The sequence below is a fragment of the Amycolatopsis sp. A133 genome, assembly GCF_031082405.1.
Taxonomy (GTDB): domain Bacteria; phylum Actinomycetota; class Actinomycetes; order Mycobacteriales; family Pseudonocardiaceae; genus Amycolatopsis.
This window is the reverse complement of record NZ_JAVHJU010000009.1, coordinates 285,871-303,003: the sequence shown is the minus strand read 5'-3', so window position 1 is coordinate 303,003 and position 17,133 is coordinate 285,871. Positions and strand designations below refer to the sequence as shown.

The following is a 17,133-nucleotide window of genomic DNA, read 5'->3' as shown; positions in this document are numbered from 1 at the left end:
TGCAGACTCGGCCGGCCACCCGTGGGCGGCTCCTTGGGGGAGGGGAACCGGAAATGAGCCCTGGTAAGAGACGCGGCATCCTGATCGGTGGCGCGCTGCTGGTCGTCGTGGTCGTGGTGGCCGCGTTCTTCCTGCTGAACAGCGGGGGGTCGAAACCGGAGGCCGCCACCGGCGCGACGGCGGTGGAGAGTCCCGGCGCGCTCGACCCGCGCTCGGCGATCACCGAATACCTGCAGGACCTGGCCGAGAACAACCCCGACGCGGCCGCCCGGCTGACCGACGACAGCGCGGCCGCCGCGGTGGCCCTGCGGGCCACGCGGAACACGCTGAACCCGTCGTCGGTGACCGCCAAGCTGACCGTGCTGCAGCCGACCCCGGCCGGGGCGAAGCGGACCGGCGGCACGTTCGGCCTGTCCTGGACGCTGAAGCCGGGCCAGGTCTGGACCTACGACGTGCCGTTCGAGCTCACCCAGGCCGAGGGGAAGTGGCTCGTGCACTGGGTGCCGTCGCTGCTGCACCCGAAGCTGGAGGCGGGCCAGCGGCTGGTGATCAGCACGGCCGCGCAGGACACCACCGCGGTCGCCGACCGCGACGGCAAGCCGCTGCTCATCAGCGGCTCCGGCGGCGTTCGGCCGGTGGACGGCAACCCGGCACCGCTGCTGCGCTCGGCGCTCACCGGGCAGGTCACCGCCGCGGCCGGCGGGGGCTTCGCCGTCGAGCGCGTCGACGCCGCCGGCAAGAGCGTCGAGACGCTGTTCGGGAAGGCTGCGGCCGAAGGGGCGAAGCCGCTGGTGTCGAGCCTGAGCCTGGCGGCGCAGAACGCCGCCCAGGCCGCGGTGGACGGCTACCAGGGGTCGGCGATGCTCGTCGCCCTCGACACGGGCTCGGGGGACCTCCTCGCCGTCGCGCAGAACGCCGCCGCCGGGAGCACGCCCAAGGCGCTCAACGGCCTGTACGAGCCGGGTTCGTCGTTCAAGATCGCGACGTCGGTGGCGGCGGTCCAGCAGAGCGGCCTCACCGCGGCTTCGCCGGTCGACTGCCCCGGCGTCGCGACGATCGGCACGCGGACGGTCAAGAACGAGGGCTTCGAACTGGGCGCGACGAACCTGCAGACGGCGTTCGCGCGCTCCTGCAACACGACGTTCGGGCAGCTCGCGCTCGGCCTGCCCGCGGACGGGCTGAAGAAGGCGGCCGACGAACTCGGCCTCAACGCCGACTACGAGATCCCCGGGATCAAGACCGAACTGGGGAAGGTCGAACCCGCGGCGAGCAAGGACGAGCAGGTCGAGGACGGGTTCGGCCAAGGGCGCATCCAGGCCAGTGCCCTCGGCGGCACGCTGATGGCCGCCACGGTCGCCACCGGCAAGGCGATCACGCCGCGGCTGTGGCACGACCTCGAGACCACGGTCGTCAAGGGCTACTCGCCGCCGCCGGCAGCGGTGCTCGGCGAGGTGCGGAAGATGATGCGCGCGGTGGTGACCAGCGGGACCGGCCACGCGGCCGCGTCCGCGGGCACCGTCTTCGGCAAGACCGGCACCGCCCAGTTCGGCGACGGTTCGAACGCGACGGGCTGGTTCGTCGGCTACCGCGGGACGGTGGCGTTCGCGGTGGTCCTGGAGAACTCCAACGACTCGGGCCCGGCGGTCACCCTGGCCGCCAAGTTCCTCAAGGCCCTCTGACCTCCCTCGCGGCCAAACCCGAGCTTTCACGTGAAAGCTCGGCCCCCTGGTGCGAGCTTTCACGTGAAAGCTCGGCGTTGCTTCGGGCGCGGGCGAAGTTTCGGCGCCGTAGCGTGGGGGCATGGAGACGATCGCGCTGGCCGAGGTGGCCGCGGTGCTGGCCGACCCGAGCCGGGCGACCATGTGCCTCGTCCTGCTGGACGGGCGGGCCTGGACCGTCGGCGAGCTCGCGAAGGCGGCCGGGATCGCGCTCTCGACGGCCAGTGAGCACGTCACCCGGCTGGCCGGGGCCGGGTTCGTCGTCCGCGTCAAGCAGGGCCGGGCCAGCTACGTCCGGATCGCCGACCCGCGCGTGGCCGAGCTGATCGAGCACCTGGCCCAGCACGCAGTGACATCGGGGGCCCCGCCCCGGGTGACCGGCCTGACGTCGTCGCTGCGCGCGCGGCGGCTGGGGTTCGCGCGGACCTGCTACGACCACCTCGCCGGTGAGCTCGGCGTCGCCCTCCGCGACGGCATGCTCGCGGCCGGGCTGGTCGACGCGGCCGGCGGCCTCGCGCTCACCTCGCGCGGGCGCGAAGTGCTGGCGCGGCTCGGCGTGCCGGTCGCCGCCGGGCGGCGGCCGCTGCTGCGCGACTGTCTGGATTGGACGGAGCGCCGCGACCACCTCGCCGGTGCCCTGCCCGCAGCGCTGCTCGACCGGGCGGTCGACGCCGGGTGGGTGGCCCGCGGCGGGCACCGCGCGGTCAGGGTGCTGCCGGCGGCGGGGGAGCCGTTCGCGGCCCTCGGTGTTGATCTCGACGCGCTCAGTGGTGTTGCGGCGCCTTAACACACCGGGGGTCCGGCGCCGGGCAGCGGTACACGAACGAGTTAACCTCCGCGCCTCACTATTCTGAGGGCCCCACGGCACTCGGGAGGGAGGCGGCATGGAGCAGCTTCCCGTGCTGCTCGGCGTCGGCGGCGTCGTGCTCCTCGCCTCCGTGCTGGCCGTGCGCGTGTCGATCCGGCTCGGCCTGCCCTCGCTGCTGCTGTACCTGGGGATCGGCGTGCTGCTGGGCGAAGCCGGCTTCGGCATCCGGTTCGACAACCCCGAGCTCACCCAGTCGCTCGGCCTCGCCGCGCTCGTCATGATCCTCGCCGAAGGCGGCCTGACCACCCGGTGGTCGGCGGTGAAACCGGCGCTGGGCAGCGGAATCGCACTGTCCACAGTGGCCGTCGTGGTGAGCATCGCGGTCACCGGCGCCGCCCTGCACTGGCTGCTGGGCCTCGACTGGCGGCTGGCGCTGCTGTGGGGTGCGGTGCTCGCCTCCACCGACGCGGCCGCGGTGTTTTCGGTGCTGCGCACGGCGGGGATCGGCAAACGGCTCACCGGGACGCTCGAGCTCGAGTCGGGCATCAACGACGCGCCGGCCTACATCGCCGTCGTGGTGCTGGCCGAAGGCACCACTGTGGACTGGACGCTGCCGCTGCTGGCGGTCTACGAACTGGCGGCGGGCCTGGCCATCGGGCTCGCCTTCGGCTGGCTCGGCGGGATCGCGCTGCGCCGGGCCGCGCTGCCGGCGACCGGCCTCTACCCGCTCGCCACGGTCGCGGTGTGCGTCGTGGCGTACTCGTCGGGGCAGCTGCTGCACGCGTCCGGGCTGCTCGCCACCTACGTCGCCGCCCTGGTGCTCGGCAACTCGCGGCTGCCGCACCGGTCGGACACGCTCTCGTTCGCCGAGGGCCTGGGCTGGCTGGCCCAGATCGGGCTGTTCGTGCTGCTCGGCCTGTTCGCTTCGCCGGGCCGGCTGCTCGACGCGATCGTGCCGGGCCTGGTCGCGGGCGCCGTCGTGCTGCTGCTGGCGCGGCCGGTCTCGGTCGTGTTGTCGATGCTGCCGTTCCGGCTGCCGTGGCGGGAACAGGCGTTCCTGTCGTGGGCCGGGCTGCGCGGCGCCGTGCCGATCGTGCTCGCCATGATCCCGCTGTCGCAGGGCCTGCCGGGTGCGCAGCGGCTGGTCGACGCGGTGTTCGTGCTGGTCATCGTGCTGACGCTGGTCCAGGGAGCGACGCTGGGCCCGCTCGCGCGCCGGCTCGGGCTGGCCAAGAAGTCCGAGGCGCACGAGATCGAGGTCGACTCGGCGCCGCTGGACGAACTGGGCGCCGAGCTGCTGCAGGTCCGCATCCAGCCGGGGTCGAAGCTGCACGGCGTGTACCTGTCCGAGCTGCGCCTGCCCGTCGGGGCGACGATCAGCCTGGTCGTCCGCGACGGCGCGGGCTTCACCCCGCAGAAGACCAGCCGGCTGCAGGAGCACGACCAGCTGCTGGTCGTGACGACGAGCGCCGTCCGCGACGCCGTCGAACGCCGCCTTCGCGCCGTCGACCGGGCCGGGCGCCTGGCTCGCTGGAGGGGCGAGTCCGGCCGCTAACGGAAATTTACGAACAGTCTTCCCAGTTGTCCCTCTTTTGGCTTTAATGTGCGCACGAACGGGTGAACACAGGGCCGAAGGAGTGCATCCGGTGACAAAAACTTCTGTGCGCGGGGCGAGCCTCGTCGCCGCGATCGCCGCCGCGATGGGACTCCTCGCTGCTCCGGCCGGCGCCGCTCCGTTCCCGGCGCTCACGTGGCCGTTCGAGGCCGGTCAGCAGGTCTACTCGGCGGGCATCCACTCTGACAACGGCAGCACCGGCGTGAAGAACGCCATCGACTTCAGCCCCGCCGACGGCACCGTCCGCGCGTCGGAGGCCGGCACCGTCCACCTGCAGCACTGCTCCGGCGGCGACTGGGTGACCGTCGACCACGCCGGCGGCCTGCGCACCGGCTACTACCACCTGGAAGGCATCCGGGTCGCCGACGGTGAGCAGGTGGCGGCCGGGACGGTGCTCGGCTCGACCGGCAACGCGCTGCCGTGCGGCGGCAGCAGCACCGGCGCGCACGTGCACTTCACGCTCTGGACGCTCCCGGACGCGGCGGCGGGCGACTGGGACGGGATCGCGTTCGCGCGCATTTCGACGACGATCGCGGCGGCCCTCGGCGAGCCGGTCGACGGCAAGACCCTCGGCGGCTGGCGCTTCACCGCGGGAGCCGGCCAGTACTCGGGCACCGCGACGCACCTGGCGGACAACACGGTGGTCCAGCTGCCGGGCCGCTTCCGCGCAAGCTTCTGACACCCCTGCGCCCGAAGCCGGTCACCTTCGACGGCGCCTACCGCCTGTGAGCGGCGTCTCAGAATGTGAGCGCGGGGTTGGCCGCCGGGCGCGCTCTCGGTTACCTTCTGGATCAGGTCATGAGTGCCAGCGCGAAGCCCCGGCTTGCTGGCCGGCAACCCTCCTACCGCGGTGGGGTGCCCCGGGTGAAGACCGGGCCGGTCGCGCCGTGCGACGGGCAAGCGCGGGCCCCTCGCCGGGGGTCCCCCGGATCGCCGAGGAGGCACCCGATGACTCTCGCCATCGACCGCACCCAGCTCGAAACCGTTGTTTCCGAGGACATCCCCGCCGTCGCGGGTGCGTCGCTGCGGGTGCCGCTGGTGACCGGCGGGGACATCGGCTACGCCAACCTCGACCACGCCGCGAGCGCACCCTGCCTCGACGCGGTCCGCAGCGCCGTCGACGAATTCCTGCCCTGGTACGCCAGCGTCCACCGCGGGGCCGGCTTCGCCTCGCAGGTCTCCACCAAGCTCTACGAGCGCACCCGTGACGTCGTGCGCCGCTTCGTCGACGCGCGGCGGACCGACACCGTCGTCTTCACCCGCAACACCACCGACGCCTTCAACCTGCTCGCCCGCAGCCTGCCCCGGCACACCACGGTGATCGTGTTCGACACCGAGCACCACGCCGCGCTCCTGCCGTGGCAAGGCCCGAACGTCCGGCGGCTGCCCACCCCGCGCACCCGCCTCGCCGCCGTGTCCTCTGTGGACGAGGCGCTCGCGGGTGCCCCGCAGGGACCGCGGCTGGTGGTCGTCACCGGAGCGTCCAATGTGACCGGTGAGCTGCTCCCGGTGGCGGAAATCGCCGCCGTGGCGCGGAAACACGGCGCTCGCATCGCCCTCGACGCCGCCCAGCTGGCCCCGCACCGCCGGATCTCGATCAAGGAACTGGACGTCGACTACGTCGCGCTGTCCGGCCACAAGCTGTACGCCCCCTTCGGTGCGGGCGCGCTGATCGGCCGCGCCGACTGGCTGCGCGCGGCCCGGCCGTACCTCGCCGGCGGCGGCGCGACCAAGCTCGTCACCGAGGACGCCGTCGTCTGGAACACCGGGCCGGAGCGGCACGAAGCCGGTTCGCCCAACACTGTCGGCGTGTACGCGCTCGGCGTCGCGTGCGAAACCCTGAGCCGGCACTGGGCCGCCGTCGAGGCGCACGAACAGGCCCTGCTCACCCGGCTGCGCAAGGGGCTCGAGGGCATCCCGGGCTGCGCCGAGCTGCGGCTGTTCGACGCGCCGGTCGATCGGGTCGGCACGGTCGGCTTCGTCGTCGACGGCTTCGACCCGGGCTGGCTCGCGGCGGTGCTGTCGGCCGAATACGGCATCGGCGTCCGCGACGGCGCCTTCTGCGCCCACGTCGCGGCGAAGCGCCTGATCGCCGCCGCCGGTGGCGACGGGCAGCAGGCGGTCCGCGTCAGCCTCGGCCTCGGCAGCACGGAGGAACACGTCGACCGCGTGGTCCTGGCGCTGCGGCAGATCGTCGCGCGCGGAGCCCGCTGGGAGTACGCGAAGGTCGACGGCCGCTGGGCGCCGGTGGGCGACCCGCGGGAGCTGCCGCCGTTCTGCTGAGCGCTAACCTGGGCCGATGGGGAGAGGGCCGCGTTTCTGGTTTCCGCTGGCACTGCTGGGGTTCGCGCAGATCGGCTTGGCCGCGGCACAACTGCTGTCGCGGCGCAGCCGGGCCGGAAGCGAGTCCGCGAACCTGCTCCTCGGGCCGTTGGTCCCGGCCGGTGCGACGCAGTACAGCCGGCTCCAGTTCCGGCCGCTGGACGAGTTCTACGCCCTGGGACCGGGCCTGCCGGGGGAAACCGCGTGGCTGGTCGCGCTCGGCGTGGTCCTCGCCGGCACGGCCGTCTGGTACGCGGTCGCCCTGCGGCCCGCCCGCACCGGGCGGTTCGTCCTCGGCACGGTCGCCGCGCTGCTCGCCGTCCCGCTGCTCGACCTGGTCTTCTCGTGGCAGTTCCGCATCGGCGACGGCCTGCGCGGCCCGCTCCTGGCCACGCTCGGCCTGCTCATCCTCGCCGCGTACGAGCGCAGCCGGTTCGTCCTGCTCACCACGATCGTGTTCGCCCTGGTCGCCGTGGTGCTCTCGGCGGACATGGCCGGCGTGCTGATCTCGGCGGTGATCCTGCTGGCCGCCGCCTTCATCGCCCTGCTGCGGGAAAACCCGCGCTCGATACCCTGACGCGATGGGGAGTTCCCGCCGGTACTGGTTCCCGCTGGCCGCGCTGGGGTTCGCGCTGCTGGTGATGGTGGCCGTCGAAGTGGTCCCGGACGACATCGAAGCCGCGCAGGGGTACCCGCTGACCCAAGGCTTGTCCGGCCTCGGTACCGGCGGAGTCGGCGGCACCGGCTATCCGGAGACACAGTTCTACGGGATTGCGTTCGCGGCCTCGGCCGACGTGGTGCCCTCGGCGACGCTCGGCTGGCTCGCCGGTCTCATCTGCGTGGTGCTCGCCGTGGCCGCCTGGTACTGGTGGCCGCTGCGGCGGCAGCGGCCCGGCCGGTTCCTGCTCGGCACACTCGGGGCACTGGCCGCCGTCCCGCTGCTCGACCTGGTCGGCGCCCTCCAGCTCCGGCTCGACGGCGACGTCCGCGGCGCACTGCTGGCGGCCCTCGGCCTGCTCCTGCTGGCCGGCTACGAGCGCAGCTGGTTCGTGCTGGCCGTCGCCGGGGTGTTCGCGCTGGTCGCGACGGTGTTCCTGCCCCCGGTGGCCGGCGCGCTCACCGGGGCGGGCGTGCTGTTCGCGGCCGCGTTCGCCGTCCTCCTGCGCCCCCGGCCGGACGGGCCCGAAGCGGTCTGACCAGCGCCGTGGACAATGGACCGGTGAGCACCGAGCCCAGCCACTCCGAGCCCGACACCGAAGCCGCCGCCGAGGCGCTGCCCGATCCCGCCGCCGACGCGCCGGAGAACCCGGAGGTCCCGGCGAAGCCGCTGCTGCCGAAGCGGCGGGTCGGCTGGGTGTTCGCCATCGCCGTCGTGTTCTGGGCGATCGACCTGGTGACGAAGAACCTGGTCACCGCCAACCTGGAGGGCAAGGAGCCGGTCCGGATCCTCGGCGGGCTGATCTACCTGCAGGTCATCCGCAACCCCGGTGCCGCGTTCTCGATGGCCACCGGCATGACCTGGGTGCTCGCGCTGGTCGCCCTCGCCGTGGTCATCGCGATCGTCTGGCTGGCGCGGCGGCTGCGCTCGATCGGCTGGGCCATCGGCCTCGGCCTCGTGCTCGCCGGCGCCACCGGCAACCTGACCGACCGCATCTTCCGCGCGCCCGGCGGGCTGCAGGGGCACGTCGTCGACTTCATCTCGGCGTTCGCCCCCAACGGCAGGGGCTTCGCGATCTTCAACATCGCCGACTCCGCGATCTGCGTCGGCGGGGCCCTGATCGTGCTGCTGTCGCTGCTGGGCAAGGACTACGACGGCACGTCGACCAAGGACAAGAAGAAGCAGGAGGAGCAGGCGTGACGTCACGGATGCTCCCGGTGCCCGACGGACTCGACGGGATGCGGGTCGACGCCGGCCTGGCCAAGCTGCTCGGGCTGTCCCGCACGGTCGTCGCCGAGCTCGCCGAATCCGGGGACGTGCTGCTCGACGGCCGTCCCGCCGGCAAGTCCGACCGGCTTTCCGGGGGCGGCCTCCTGGAGATCACGCTGCCGGAGCCGTCGAACCCGGTGCAGGTCGTCGCCGAGCCGGTCGAGGGCATGAAGGTCCTGCACGACGACGACGACATCGTGGTGATCTCGAAGCCGGTCGGCGTCGCCGTGCACCCGAGCCCGGGCTGGACCGGCCCGACCGTTGTCGGCGGGCTCGCCGCGGCCGGCCTGCGCATCGCGACGTCGGGAGCGGCCGAGCGCCAGGGCGTGGTCCACCGGCTCGACGCGGGCACCACCGGTGTGATGGTGGTGGCCAAGAGCGAGCACGCGTACACCGTGCTGAAGCGCGCGTTCAAGGAACGCACGGTCGACAAGGGCTACCACGCGATCGTCCAGGGTCACCCGGACCCGATGCGCGGCACGATCGACGCCCCCATCGACCGCCACCCGCGCCACGACTACAAGTTCGCGGTGGTCCAGGGCGGCCGCCCGAGCGTGACGCACTACGAAGTGGTCGAGGCGTTCCGCGCGGCCTCGCTCGCGCACATCAAGCTCGAAACCGGGCGGACGCACCAGATCCGCGTCCACTTCTCGGCGTTGCGGCACCCCTGCGTCGGCGACCTGACCTACGGCGCCGACCCGGTGCTGGCCCGCCACCTCGGGCTCAGCCGGCAGTGGCTGCACGCGAAGACCCTGGGGTTCGCGCACCCGGCGGACGGCCGGTGGGTCGAGTTCGAATCCGAGTACCCGGACGACCTGGCGAAGGCGCTGGAAACCCTGCGCGACGAAAGCTACTAGTCCTCGATCGACCAGGTGATCGTGCGCTCGTCGGGCTCCGGCCGCGGGCTCCAGCGCACCGAGACCACGCGCGTGGCGTCCGGGAGGACGTACACCGTGTGGCCGCCCAGGGTCTCGCCCGGGTCGACGCCGATCTTGTGCGGGGGCCGGGAGGTCAGCGACACCGGCGCCTTGCCGATCGGCGTGCCGTCGGCGGCGAGCAGCTCGAGGTAGTTGTCCGGCAGCGACGCGAACGGGATCGACCCGCGGTTGGTGATCTCGGTGTGCACGACCACCGCGCGTTCGCCGTCCTCCAGGCGGTACCCGGCCGCGCTGAACAGGTAGTCCGCCGGGTCCTGCACCTCGAGCAGCTGCACCGACAGCTGCTCGCCCTCCAGGCCCTGGGTCTCCATGACCTCGCCGAGGCGGCCGCGCTTGCCCGCGGCCGGCGCGCTCGGGCGAGCGGGCTCGTCACCGCGGGCCCAGGACGCCGTCTGCGGCACGCCCCACGTGCTCACGGCCGGGTCGAGGGGCACCGGCGGCGGGGTGAACGGCCGGGGCGGGCGCGGCGGCTGCTGGGGCGGCGGGCCCGGGTATCGCCCCGACGGCGTGCCTTGGACTTGGTGCGGTCCGGACGGCGTGCCGTGAACGTTGTACGGCCCCGAAGGCGCGCCCTGGACGTTGTACGGCCCGGAAGGCGCGCCTTGCACGTTGTACGGGCCCGAAGGGGTGCCCTGGACCGGCGGGGGCATCGGCGGGGCGGGCTGCTGCGGCACCGGCTGGGACGGTGGCGGGAACTGCTGCTGCGGCGGCCGGTTCGCCCACGAAGGCGGTGCGCCGGCGATGGCCGCGCGCAGGCCGTTCGGGTCGCTTTCGACGCCGACGAGCAGGGGGAGCCCGCTGCCGGAGAGGGCGACCAGCCGGTAGGCGACCTCGCGGGGATCCATGCCGACCTTCGCCGCCAGCTCGTGCACGGCCGCCTTGCCGAGTTCGGCGAGCGCGGCGAGCAGACGGGTATCCACGGGATCGGTCACGGCCACCTGGGGAACGCTACCGCTTCGCCGATCCGCGGCGCCGAAGGCCGTCCGCCCCCGGCGAACGGTCCGCCGTTTCTGTCGGTGATCTCCGTTAGGGTCGGCCGGGAAGCACATCAGCCGAAGCTGGGGGTCCTGCCATGACCGCGGTCACCGAACTCGCCGACGAGTTCGTCGAAGCGCTGTTCGCCGCCGATCCGCTGCTGCCCGCGCTGCACGGCGTCCGGCCCGCGGAGCCCGGGCTGGCGGACCTGTCCGCCGAGGCCGAACAGGCCTTCCGCGCGCGGCTCGTGACGTTCCTCGAGCGGGCCCGCGCGCTGGCTGCCGGAGGGTTCTCGGCCGAGGACCGCGTCACCCGCGAGGTCCTGATCACCACGGCCGAGAACCGGATCGCGGCGATCGACAGCCGGCTGGCCGAGTTCACGGTCACCGACCTCTCCATCGGGCCCGCCGCGGGCCTGCTCATGGCGCTGCCGATGACGACGGTGACAGCCGGAGAGACCGCCGAAGCCCAGCTCGGCCGGCTGGCCGCGATCCCGGAGTACCTGCGTCAGGCCGCGCGGCGGCACGCCGAGGGCATCGCCGCCGGGCTCCTCCCGGTGGCTCACCTGGTCGATGCCGCGGTCGCGCACCTCGACCGCTACCTCGCCGACCCGGACGCGGATCCGCTGCGCCGCCAGCCCGCCCCGGACGAGGAGTTCGAGCGACGGCGGGACGAGTTGCTCGCCAACGTCGTCCGCCCGGCTTTCGCCGAGTACCGCGAGTTCCTCGTCTCCGAGGTGAGGCCGCACGGGCGGCCCGCGGACCGGCCCGGCGTGTCGTGGCTGCCCGGCGGCGAAGAGACGTACGCCCGGCTCGCGGGGATGCACACGACCACCGGGCTCACCCCGGCGGAACTGCACCGGATCGGCCTCGAGACCATCGACGCGCTCGCCGTCGAGTACCGCGAGCTGGGGCTGAAGGTGTTCGGCACGGACGACCTCGCCGAGATCTTCGAGCGCCTGCGCACCGACCCGGCGCTGCGCTGGCGCAGTGCGGACGACCTGCTGGACACCGCCCGCACGGCCGTCGCCCGCGCGGCGGCGGAAGCCCCGAAGTGGTTCGGCCGGATCCCGGAGCAGCAGTGCACGGTCGAAGCGGTGCCGGCGGAGGTCGCGCCCGGCGCGCCCGCGGCGTACTACCTGCGCCCGGCCGTCGACGGCTCCCGGCCGGGGATCTACTTCGCGAACACTTACGAAGCCACCGAGCGGTTCCGGCACATGGCCGAAACGACCGCGTTCCACGAAGCCGTGCCGGGCCACCACTTCCAGCTCAGCATCGCCCAAGGGCTCACCGAGCTGCCGCTGCTGCGCCGCATCGGCATGTTCACCGCCTACATCGAGGGCTGGGGGCTCTACAGCGAGCGCCTTGCCGACGAGATGGGTCTGTACTCCGACGACATCGCCCGGCTCGGCCTGCTGACCGGCGACTCGCTGCGGGCGGGCCGGCTGGTCGTCGACACGGGGCTGCACGCGCTGGGCTGGAGCCGTCAGCAGGCCGTGGACTACCTCTTGGAGCACACGCCGGAGGCGCGCGCCGAGATCGAGTCCGAGGTCGACCGCTACATCGCGTGGCCGGGCCAGGCGCTGGCGTACATGGTGGGGCGGCTGGAGATCCAGCGGATCCGCGCCCGCGCCGAGCAGCGGCTCGGCTCCCGGTTCGACCGCCGCGCGTTCCACGACCTCGTGCTGGCCGGTGGGGCATTGCCGCTCTCGGTGCTGGCCACGGTCGTCGACGACTGGGTGGCCGGGTTCGGCGACACCGTCGACGGCCTGGCGAGCGAGCTCGTCGAGCTGTCGTTCGAGCAGGAGCCGCTGCACCCGTCGGTCCTCGGCCTGCCCGGCGAGCACGACCGGCTCGCCGACCAGACCCGGGAAGCCCAGGAGCGCTACCGGGCCGCCTACACCGGCATCGCCGCCCGCGCACGGGCACTGGCCACGGACGACCTGACGCCGGAAGAAGCCGTGACGCGCGAGGTCGTGATCGCCTCCGCCGAGGTCGAGGCCGACCGGCTCGGGGCGCGGACCGCCGACCTCGCGGTCAGCGACGGGCTCACCTCGCCCGCCCTCGGGCTGCTGATGTACCTGCCGTACTACCAGCTGGACGACGAGAAGAAGGCGCGCGGTTACCTGGCGCGGCTCGGCGCGATCGAGCCGTTCCTCGCCGAGCTGACCGAGCGGCAGCGCGAAAGCCTGGCCGACGGGCTGGTGCCGCCGGCGTACCTGGCCCGCGTCGGCGTCGAGTACATCGGCCGCTACCTCGCCGCGCCGGGCACCGACCCGCTGAAGGTGGGCACGACGGCGGCCGTCGAGGGCTTCGAGGCCGAGCGCGACCGGCTGCTCGCCGAGGTGGTCCACCCGGCGTACGCGCGGTACCGGGACTTCCTCCGCACGGAGGTCGAGCCGGCGGGGCGGCCCGACACCGCCCCGGGCATCTCCCACGTGCCCGGCGGAGCGGAGCGGTACGCCGCGCTGATCCGCGCCGAGACGACCACCGAGCGCACGGCGCAAGAGCTGCACGACACGGGGCTGGCGCTGATCGGGAAGCTCGCCGCGGAATACCGCGAGCTGGGCGCGAAGGTGTTCGGCACCACCGAGCTCGCCGAGATCTTCGAGCGCCTGCGCACCGATCCGGCCCTGCGCTGGCGGGACGGGGAAGAACTGCTGTCCGCGGCCCGGGACGCCATCGCCCGCGCCGAAGCCGTGGCGCCGCGGTGGTTCTCGCGGATCCCCGCCGAAAAGTGCGAGGTCGCGCCGGTGCCCGAGGCCGACGCGGCGAGCGGCACGATCGCGTACTACCTCCAGCCGTCGCTCGACGGGACGCGCCCGGGCACGTACTACGCGAACACCCACGAAGCGGACAAGCGCCCGCGGTTCACCAGCGAGGCGATCGCCTTCCACGAAGCCGTGCCGGGGCACCACTTCCAGCTCAGCCTGGCGCAGGAACTGCGGGACCTGCCGCTGCTGCGGCGGATCGGCATGTTCAACGCCTACGCCGAAGGCTGGGGCCTCTACGCCGAGCGGCTCGCGGACGAGATGGGCCTGTACTCCGACGACGTGTCGCGGCTGGGCATGCTCACGCAGGACTCGATGCGGGCCGGCCGGCTGGTCGTCGACACCGGCCTGCACGCGCTGGGGTGGAGCCGGCAGCAGGCGATCGACTTCCTGGTCGAAAACACGCCGATGGCGCGGCTGGAGATCGAGGCGGAGATCGACCGGTACGTCGGCTGGCCGGGCCAGGCGCTCGGGTACATGGTCGGGCGGCTGGAGATCCAGCGGCTGCGGGCCGAAGCCGAACAGGCGCTGGGCGAGCGGTTCGACATCCGCGGGTTCCACGAAGTCGTGCTCGGCCACGGCATGCTGCCGCTGTCCGCGCTGGCGAAGGTGGTCACCGACTGGGTGGCGGCGCAGCGGGACACGCCCCGCAGCCTGGCCGACGAGCTGGTCGCGCTGGACTTCGAACGGCAGCCGCTGTACCCCTCGGTGTTCGGCCTGCCCGGCGACCACGACCGGCTGCCCGATCCGGGTGCGGAGACCGAAGCCCGGCTCCGCGCGGGCTACGTCGCGATCGCCGCGCGGGCCGAGGCGCTCGACCCCACCGGCTTGCCGGCCGACGAGCGGGTCACCCGCGAAGTCGTGCTCTCCCAAGCGAAGTCCGCCATCGACGAGATCGACTCGCGCCGCGCCGACATCTCGGTCAGCGACGGGCTCGGTGCGCCCGCGCTGCAGGTGCTGCTCTACCTGCCGCAGACGGTGCTGGACGACGAGCCGAAGGTCCGCGGTTACCTGAGCCGGCTCGCCGGCATCGGCGGTTACCTCGACGCGCTGATCGGCCGGCAGCGGGCGGCGGTGCGTGACGGCCTGGTGCCGCCGGACTTCCTGGTGCGCATCGGCATCGACTACGTCGACCGCTACCTGGGCGCGCCCGGGAGCGATCCGCTGCGGGTGACACCGCCGTATGCGCTCGACGGCTTCGAGGCCGAACGCGACCGCCTGCTCGCCGAGGTCGTCCGGCCCGCGTATGGGCGTTATCGCGCGTTCCTGGCCGACGAGGTCCTGCCGGTGGCCCGGCCCGAGACGTCGCCCGGCATCGGTGCCCTGCCGGGCGGAGCGGAGCGGTACGCCGCGCTGATCCGCGTCGAAACGACCACCGAGCGCACGGCGCAGGAGCTGCACGAGACCGGGCTGGCGCTGATCGAAAAGCTGGCCGGGGAGTACCGCGAGCTGGGCGGGAAGCTGTTCGGCACCACCGACCTCGGCGAGATCTTCGACCGGCTCCGGACCGATCCGGCGCTGCGCTGGCGCGACGGCGAGGAGCTGCTGGCCGGGGCCCGGGCCGCCATCGCCCGTGCGGAAACCGTGGCCGCGCAGTGGTTCTCGCGGGTGCCGGAGCAGAAGTGCCAGGTCGCGCCGGTGCCGGCGGCCGAGGCCACCAGCGGCACGATCGCGTACTACCTGCGGCCGTCGCTCGACGGCACGCGTCCGGGCGTCTACTACGCGAACACCCATGAAGCGGACAAGCGGCCGCGGTTCGCCAGTGAGGCCATCGCGTTCCACGAAGCCGTGCCGGGGCACCACTTCCAGCTGTGCCTCGCGCAGGGCCTCGACGGCCTGCCGCTGCTGCGCCGGATCGCGCACGTCAACGCCTACGGGGAGGGCTGGGGGCTCTACGCCGAGCGGCTGGCCGACGAGATGGGCCTGTACTCCGACGACCTGTCGCGGCTGGGCATGCTGACCCAGGACTCGATGCGGGCGGGGCGGCTGGTCGTCGACACGGGCCTGCACGCGCTCGGGTGGAGCCGGCAGCAGGCGGTCGACTACCTCGCCGAGCACACGCCGATGGCGCGGCTGGAGATCGAGGCGGAGATCGACCGGTACGCCGGCGACCCGGCCCAGGCGCTCGGCTACATGGTCGGGCGGCTGGAGATCGAGCGGCTGCGCGCCGAGGCCGAGCAAGCCCTCGGCGAGGCGTTCGACATCCGGGAATTCCACGACGTCGTGCTGGGCAGCGGAACCTTGCCGCTGCCGGTGCTGTCCGGCGTCGTCGCCGACTGGGTGGCGCAGCGCCGTGACACGCCCGACAAGCTCGCCGACGAGTGCCTGGAGCTGATGTTCGAGGCGCAGCCGCTGTTGCCGTCCCTGTACGGCCTGCCGGGCACGCACGACAAGCTCGCAGACCAGAGCGCCGCAGCGGCCGCCCGGTTCCGCGCCGGGCTCGCCGGGATCATCGCCCGGGCCGAGGCGCTCGACACGGCGGCGTTGCCGCAGGGCGACCGCCTCACCCGCGACGTCGTGATCTGGCAGGCCCGCACCCAGATCGACCTGCTGGACTCCGGCCGGGCCGACATCGCGGTGAGCGACGGGCTGGCCGCGCCGGCCCTCGAACTGCTGATGGAGCTGCCGCAGACGATCCTCGACGACGAGGCCAAAGCCCGCGGCTACCTGAGCAGGCTGGCCGCCGTCGGCACGTACCTGGACCAGGTCATCGAGCGGCAACGGGCCGCGCTCGCGGAAGGCCTGACGCCGCCGGAGTTCCTGGCGCGCATCGGCGTCGGCTACGTCGAGCGGTACCTCGCCGCCCCGGAGAACGACCCGCTGAAGGTGCCGGTCCACGGGCTGGAGGCCGAGCGCGACCGGTTGCTGGCCGAAGTGGTCTACCCGGCGTACGCGCGGTACCGCGACTTCCTGGCCGACGAGGTCGTCCCCGTGGCCCGGCCCGAGACGTCGCCGGGGATCGGCGACCTGCCGGGCGGGCCGGAGCGGTACGCGGCCCTGATCCGCGCCGAGACGACGACCGAGCGCACGGCGCAGGACCTGCACGACACGGGTCTGGCCATCATCGAGCGGCTGGCGGGGGAGTACCGCGAGCTGGGCGCCGAGGTGTTCGGCACGACCGACCTCGCGGAGATCTTCGAGCGCATCCGGACGGACCCGGCCCTGCGCTGGCGCGACGGCGACGAACTGCTGGAAGCCGCCCGCGCGACGATCACGCGAGCGGAAGCCGTGGCGCCCCGATGGTTCTCGCGCGTCCCGGAGCAGCGGTGCCAGGTGGCGCCGGTGCCCGACGCGGAGGCCGAAAGCGGGTCGATCGCCTATTACATCGAGCCGTCGCTCGACGGTTCGCGGCCGGGCACGTACTACGCCAACACGCACGAGGCGGACCAGCGGCAGCGGACCCTGGGCGAGGCCGTGGCGTTCCACGAAGCGGTGCCGGGGCACCACTTCCAGCTGGCGCTGGCCCAGCAGCTGACGGGGGTGCCGCTGCTGCGCCGGATCGGCATGTTCAACGCGTACGCGGAGGGCTGGGGCCTGTACGCCGAGCGCCTCGCCGACGAGATGGGGCTGTATTCGGACAACACGGCGCGCCTGGGCCTGCTGACGCAGGATTCGATGCGAGCGGCACGGCTGGTGGTCGACACGGGCCTGCACGCGCTGGGCTGGAGCCGGCAACGGGCGGTCGGCTACCTGCGGGAGAACACGCCGATGGCTCAGATCGAGATCGAGGCGGAGATCGACCGGTACGCGGGCCACCCGGGCCAGGCGCTCAGCTACATGGTGGGCCGCCTGGAGATCGAGCGGCTGCGGGCCGAGGCCGAGCGCGAGCTGGGCGAGGGGTTCGACATCCGCGAGTTCCACGACACGGTCCTGGGCAGCGGAACCCTGCCCCTGCCGGTTCTGGCGGACGTGGTGGCCGACTGGGTGGCGGCGCGTGCAGGAGAGGGCAAGTGACCGCGGCCGGCCGGGCTCCCGCGGGGACGGGCAGTGATCGTGGGTGGCTGACCCGTCCGGCGGCGCGGACCGCCGGAAGCGGAAAGTGATGGCGGCGGCCGACCGG

At 73.3% G+C, this 17,133-nt stretch carries 11 protein-coding genes and 1 riboswitch; of the genes, 10 read left to right on the top strand and 1 reads right to left on the bottom strand.

The genetic code is table 11. From position 1 onward, the window contains the following. Nucleotides 1-53 precede the first annotated feature (53 nt). From Q5425_RS13135 to Q5425_RS13095, 9 genes are all read left to right on the top strand, one after another. Nucleotides 54-1,679, top strand: a complete 1,626-nt coding sequence (locus Q5425_RS13135; protein WP_308672466.1) for a penicillin-binding transpeptidase domain-containing protein — start codon at nucleotides 54-56, stop codon at nucleotides 1,677-1,679. A gap of 121 nt (nucleotides 1,680-1,800) precedes the next feature. Beyond that, on the top strand, nucleotides 1,801-2,505 hold the full coding sequence (locus tag Q5425_RS13130) for a metalloregulator ArsR/SmtB family transcription factor (RefSeq protein WP_308672465.1): 705 nt from the start codon (nucleotides 1,801-1,803) through the stop codon (nucleotides 2,503-2,505). A 97-nt stretch (nucleotides 2,506-2,602) separates the two neighbouring features. Beyond that, a complete protein-coding gene (locus Q5425_RS13125) occupies nucleotides 2,603-4,081 on the top strand; it encodes a potassium/proton antiporter (RefSeq protein WP_308672464.1) in 1,479 nt (492 codons plus the stop codon). Between the two features lie 91 nt (nucleotides 4,082-4,172). Further along, nucleotides 4,173-4,820 carry a M23 family metallopeptidase gene (locus tag Q5425_RS13120; RefSeq protein ID WP_308672463.1) on the top strand — a complete coding sequence of 216 codons (648 nt, stop codon included), beginning with the start codon at nucleotides 4,173-4,175 and terminating at the stop codon, nucleotides 4,818-4,820. 115 nt (nucleotides 4,821-4,935) lie between these two features. After that, nucleotides 4,936-5,050, top strand: a riboswitch (SAM riboswitch). A gap of 39 nt (nucleotides 5,051-5,089) precedes the next feature. Continuing rightward, entirely contained in the window at nucleotides 5,090-6,424 is a 1,335-nt protein-coding gene (locus tag Q5425_RS13115; protein WP_308672462.1) for an aminotransferase class V-fold PLP-dependent enzyme, read from the top strand. Nucleotides 6,425-6,440: 16 nt separating this feature from the next. Beyond that, on the top strand, nucleotides 6,441-7,040 hold the full coding sequence (locus Q5425_RS13110) for a hypothetical protein (RefSeq protein ID WP_308672461.1): 600 nt from the start codon (nucleotides 6,441-6,443) through the stop codon (nucleotides 7,038-7,040). 4 nt (nucleotides 7,041-7,044) lie between these two features. Next, nucleotides 7,045-7,659 carry a hypothetical protein gene (locus Q5425_RS13105; protein ID WP_308672460.1) on the top strand — a complete coding sequence of 205 codons (615 nt, stop codon included), beginning with the start codon at nucleotides 7,045-7,047 and terminating at the stop codon, nucleotides 7,657-7,659. After that, a complete protein-coding gene (lspA, locus tag Q5425_RS13100; RefSeq protein WP_396135160.1) occupies nucleotides 7,656-8,321 on the top strand; it encodes a signal peptidase II in 666 nt (221 codons plus the stop codon). The genes Q5425_RS13105 and lspA overlap by 4 nt, the downstream gene beginning before the upstream one ends. Continuing rightward, entirely contained in the window at nucleotides 8,318-9,247 is a 930-nt protein-coding gene (locus tag Q5425_RS13095; RefSeq protein WP_308672458.1) for an RluA family pseudouridine synthase, read from the top strand. Before lspA ends, Q5425_RS13095 begins: the two co-directional genes overlap by 4 nt. Here the strand turns inward: Q5425_RS13095 and Q5425_RS13090 are convergent. Continuing rightward, the gene (locus Q5425_RS13090; protein WP_308672457.1) at nucleotides 9,244-10,266 is read right to left on the bottom strand and encodes an AsnC family protein; all 1,023 of its coding nucleotides are present in this window, start codon (nucleotides 10,264-10,266) and stop codon (nucleotides 9,244-9,246) included. The two genes, Q5425_RS13095 and Q5425_RS13090, sit on opposite strands and share 4 nt — an antisense overlap. 134 nt (nucleotides 10,267-10,400) lie before the next feature. On the opposite strand from Q5425_RS13090, the gene Q5425_RS13085 reads away from it, so the two are divergent. Further along, nucleotides 10,401-17,027 carry a DUF885 domain-containing protein gene (locus tag Q5425_RS13085; protein ID WP_308672456.1) on the top strand — a complete coding sequence of 2,209 codons (6,627 nt, stop codon included), beginning with the start codon at nucleotides 10,401-10,403 and terminating at the stop codon, nucleotides 17,025-17,027. Nucleotides 17,028-17,133 lie beyond the last annotated feature (106 nt).

Coding starts and splice junctions, on each gene's coding strand:
- Q5425_RS13110 (WP_308672461.1), top strand. CDS start 6,441: ATGGGGAGAGGGCCGCGTTTCTGGTTTCCGCTGGCACTGCTGGGGTTC.
- Q5425_RS13130 (WP_308672465.1), top strand. CDS start 1,801: ATGGAGACGATCGCGCTGGCCGAGGTGGCCGCGGTGCTGGCCGACCCG.
- Q5425_RS13085 (WP_308672456.1), top strand. CDS start 10,401: ATGACCGCGGTCACCGAACTCGCCGACGAGTTCGTCGAAGCGCTGTTC.
- Q5425_RS13105 (WP_308672460.1), top strand. CDS start 7,045: ATGGGGAGTTCCCGCCGGTACTGGTTCCCGCTGGCCGCGCTGGGGTTC.
- Q5425_RS13115 (WP_308672462.1), top strand. CDS start 5,090: ATGACTCTCGCCATCGACCGCACCCAGCTCGAAACCGTTGTTTCCGAG.
- Q5425_RS13125 (WP_308672464.1), top strand. CDS start 2,603: ATGGAGCAGCTTCCCGTGCTGCTCGGCGTCGGCGGCGTCGTGCTCCTC.
- Q5425_RS13135 (WP_308672466.1), top strand. CDS start 54: ATGAGCCCTGGTAAGAGACGCGGCATCCTGATCGGTGGCGCGCTGCTG.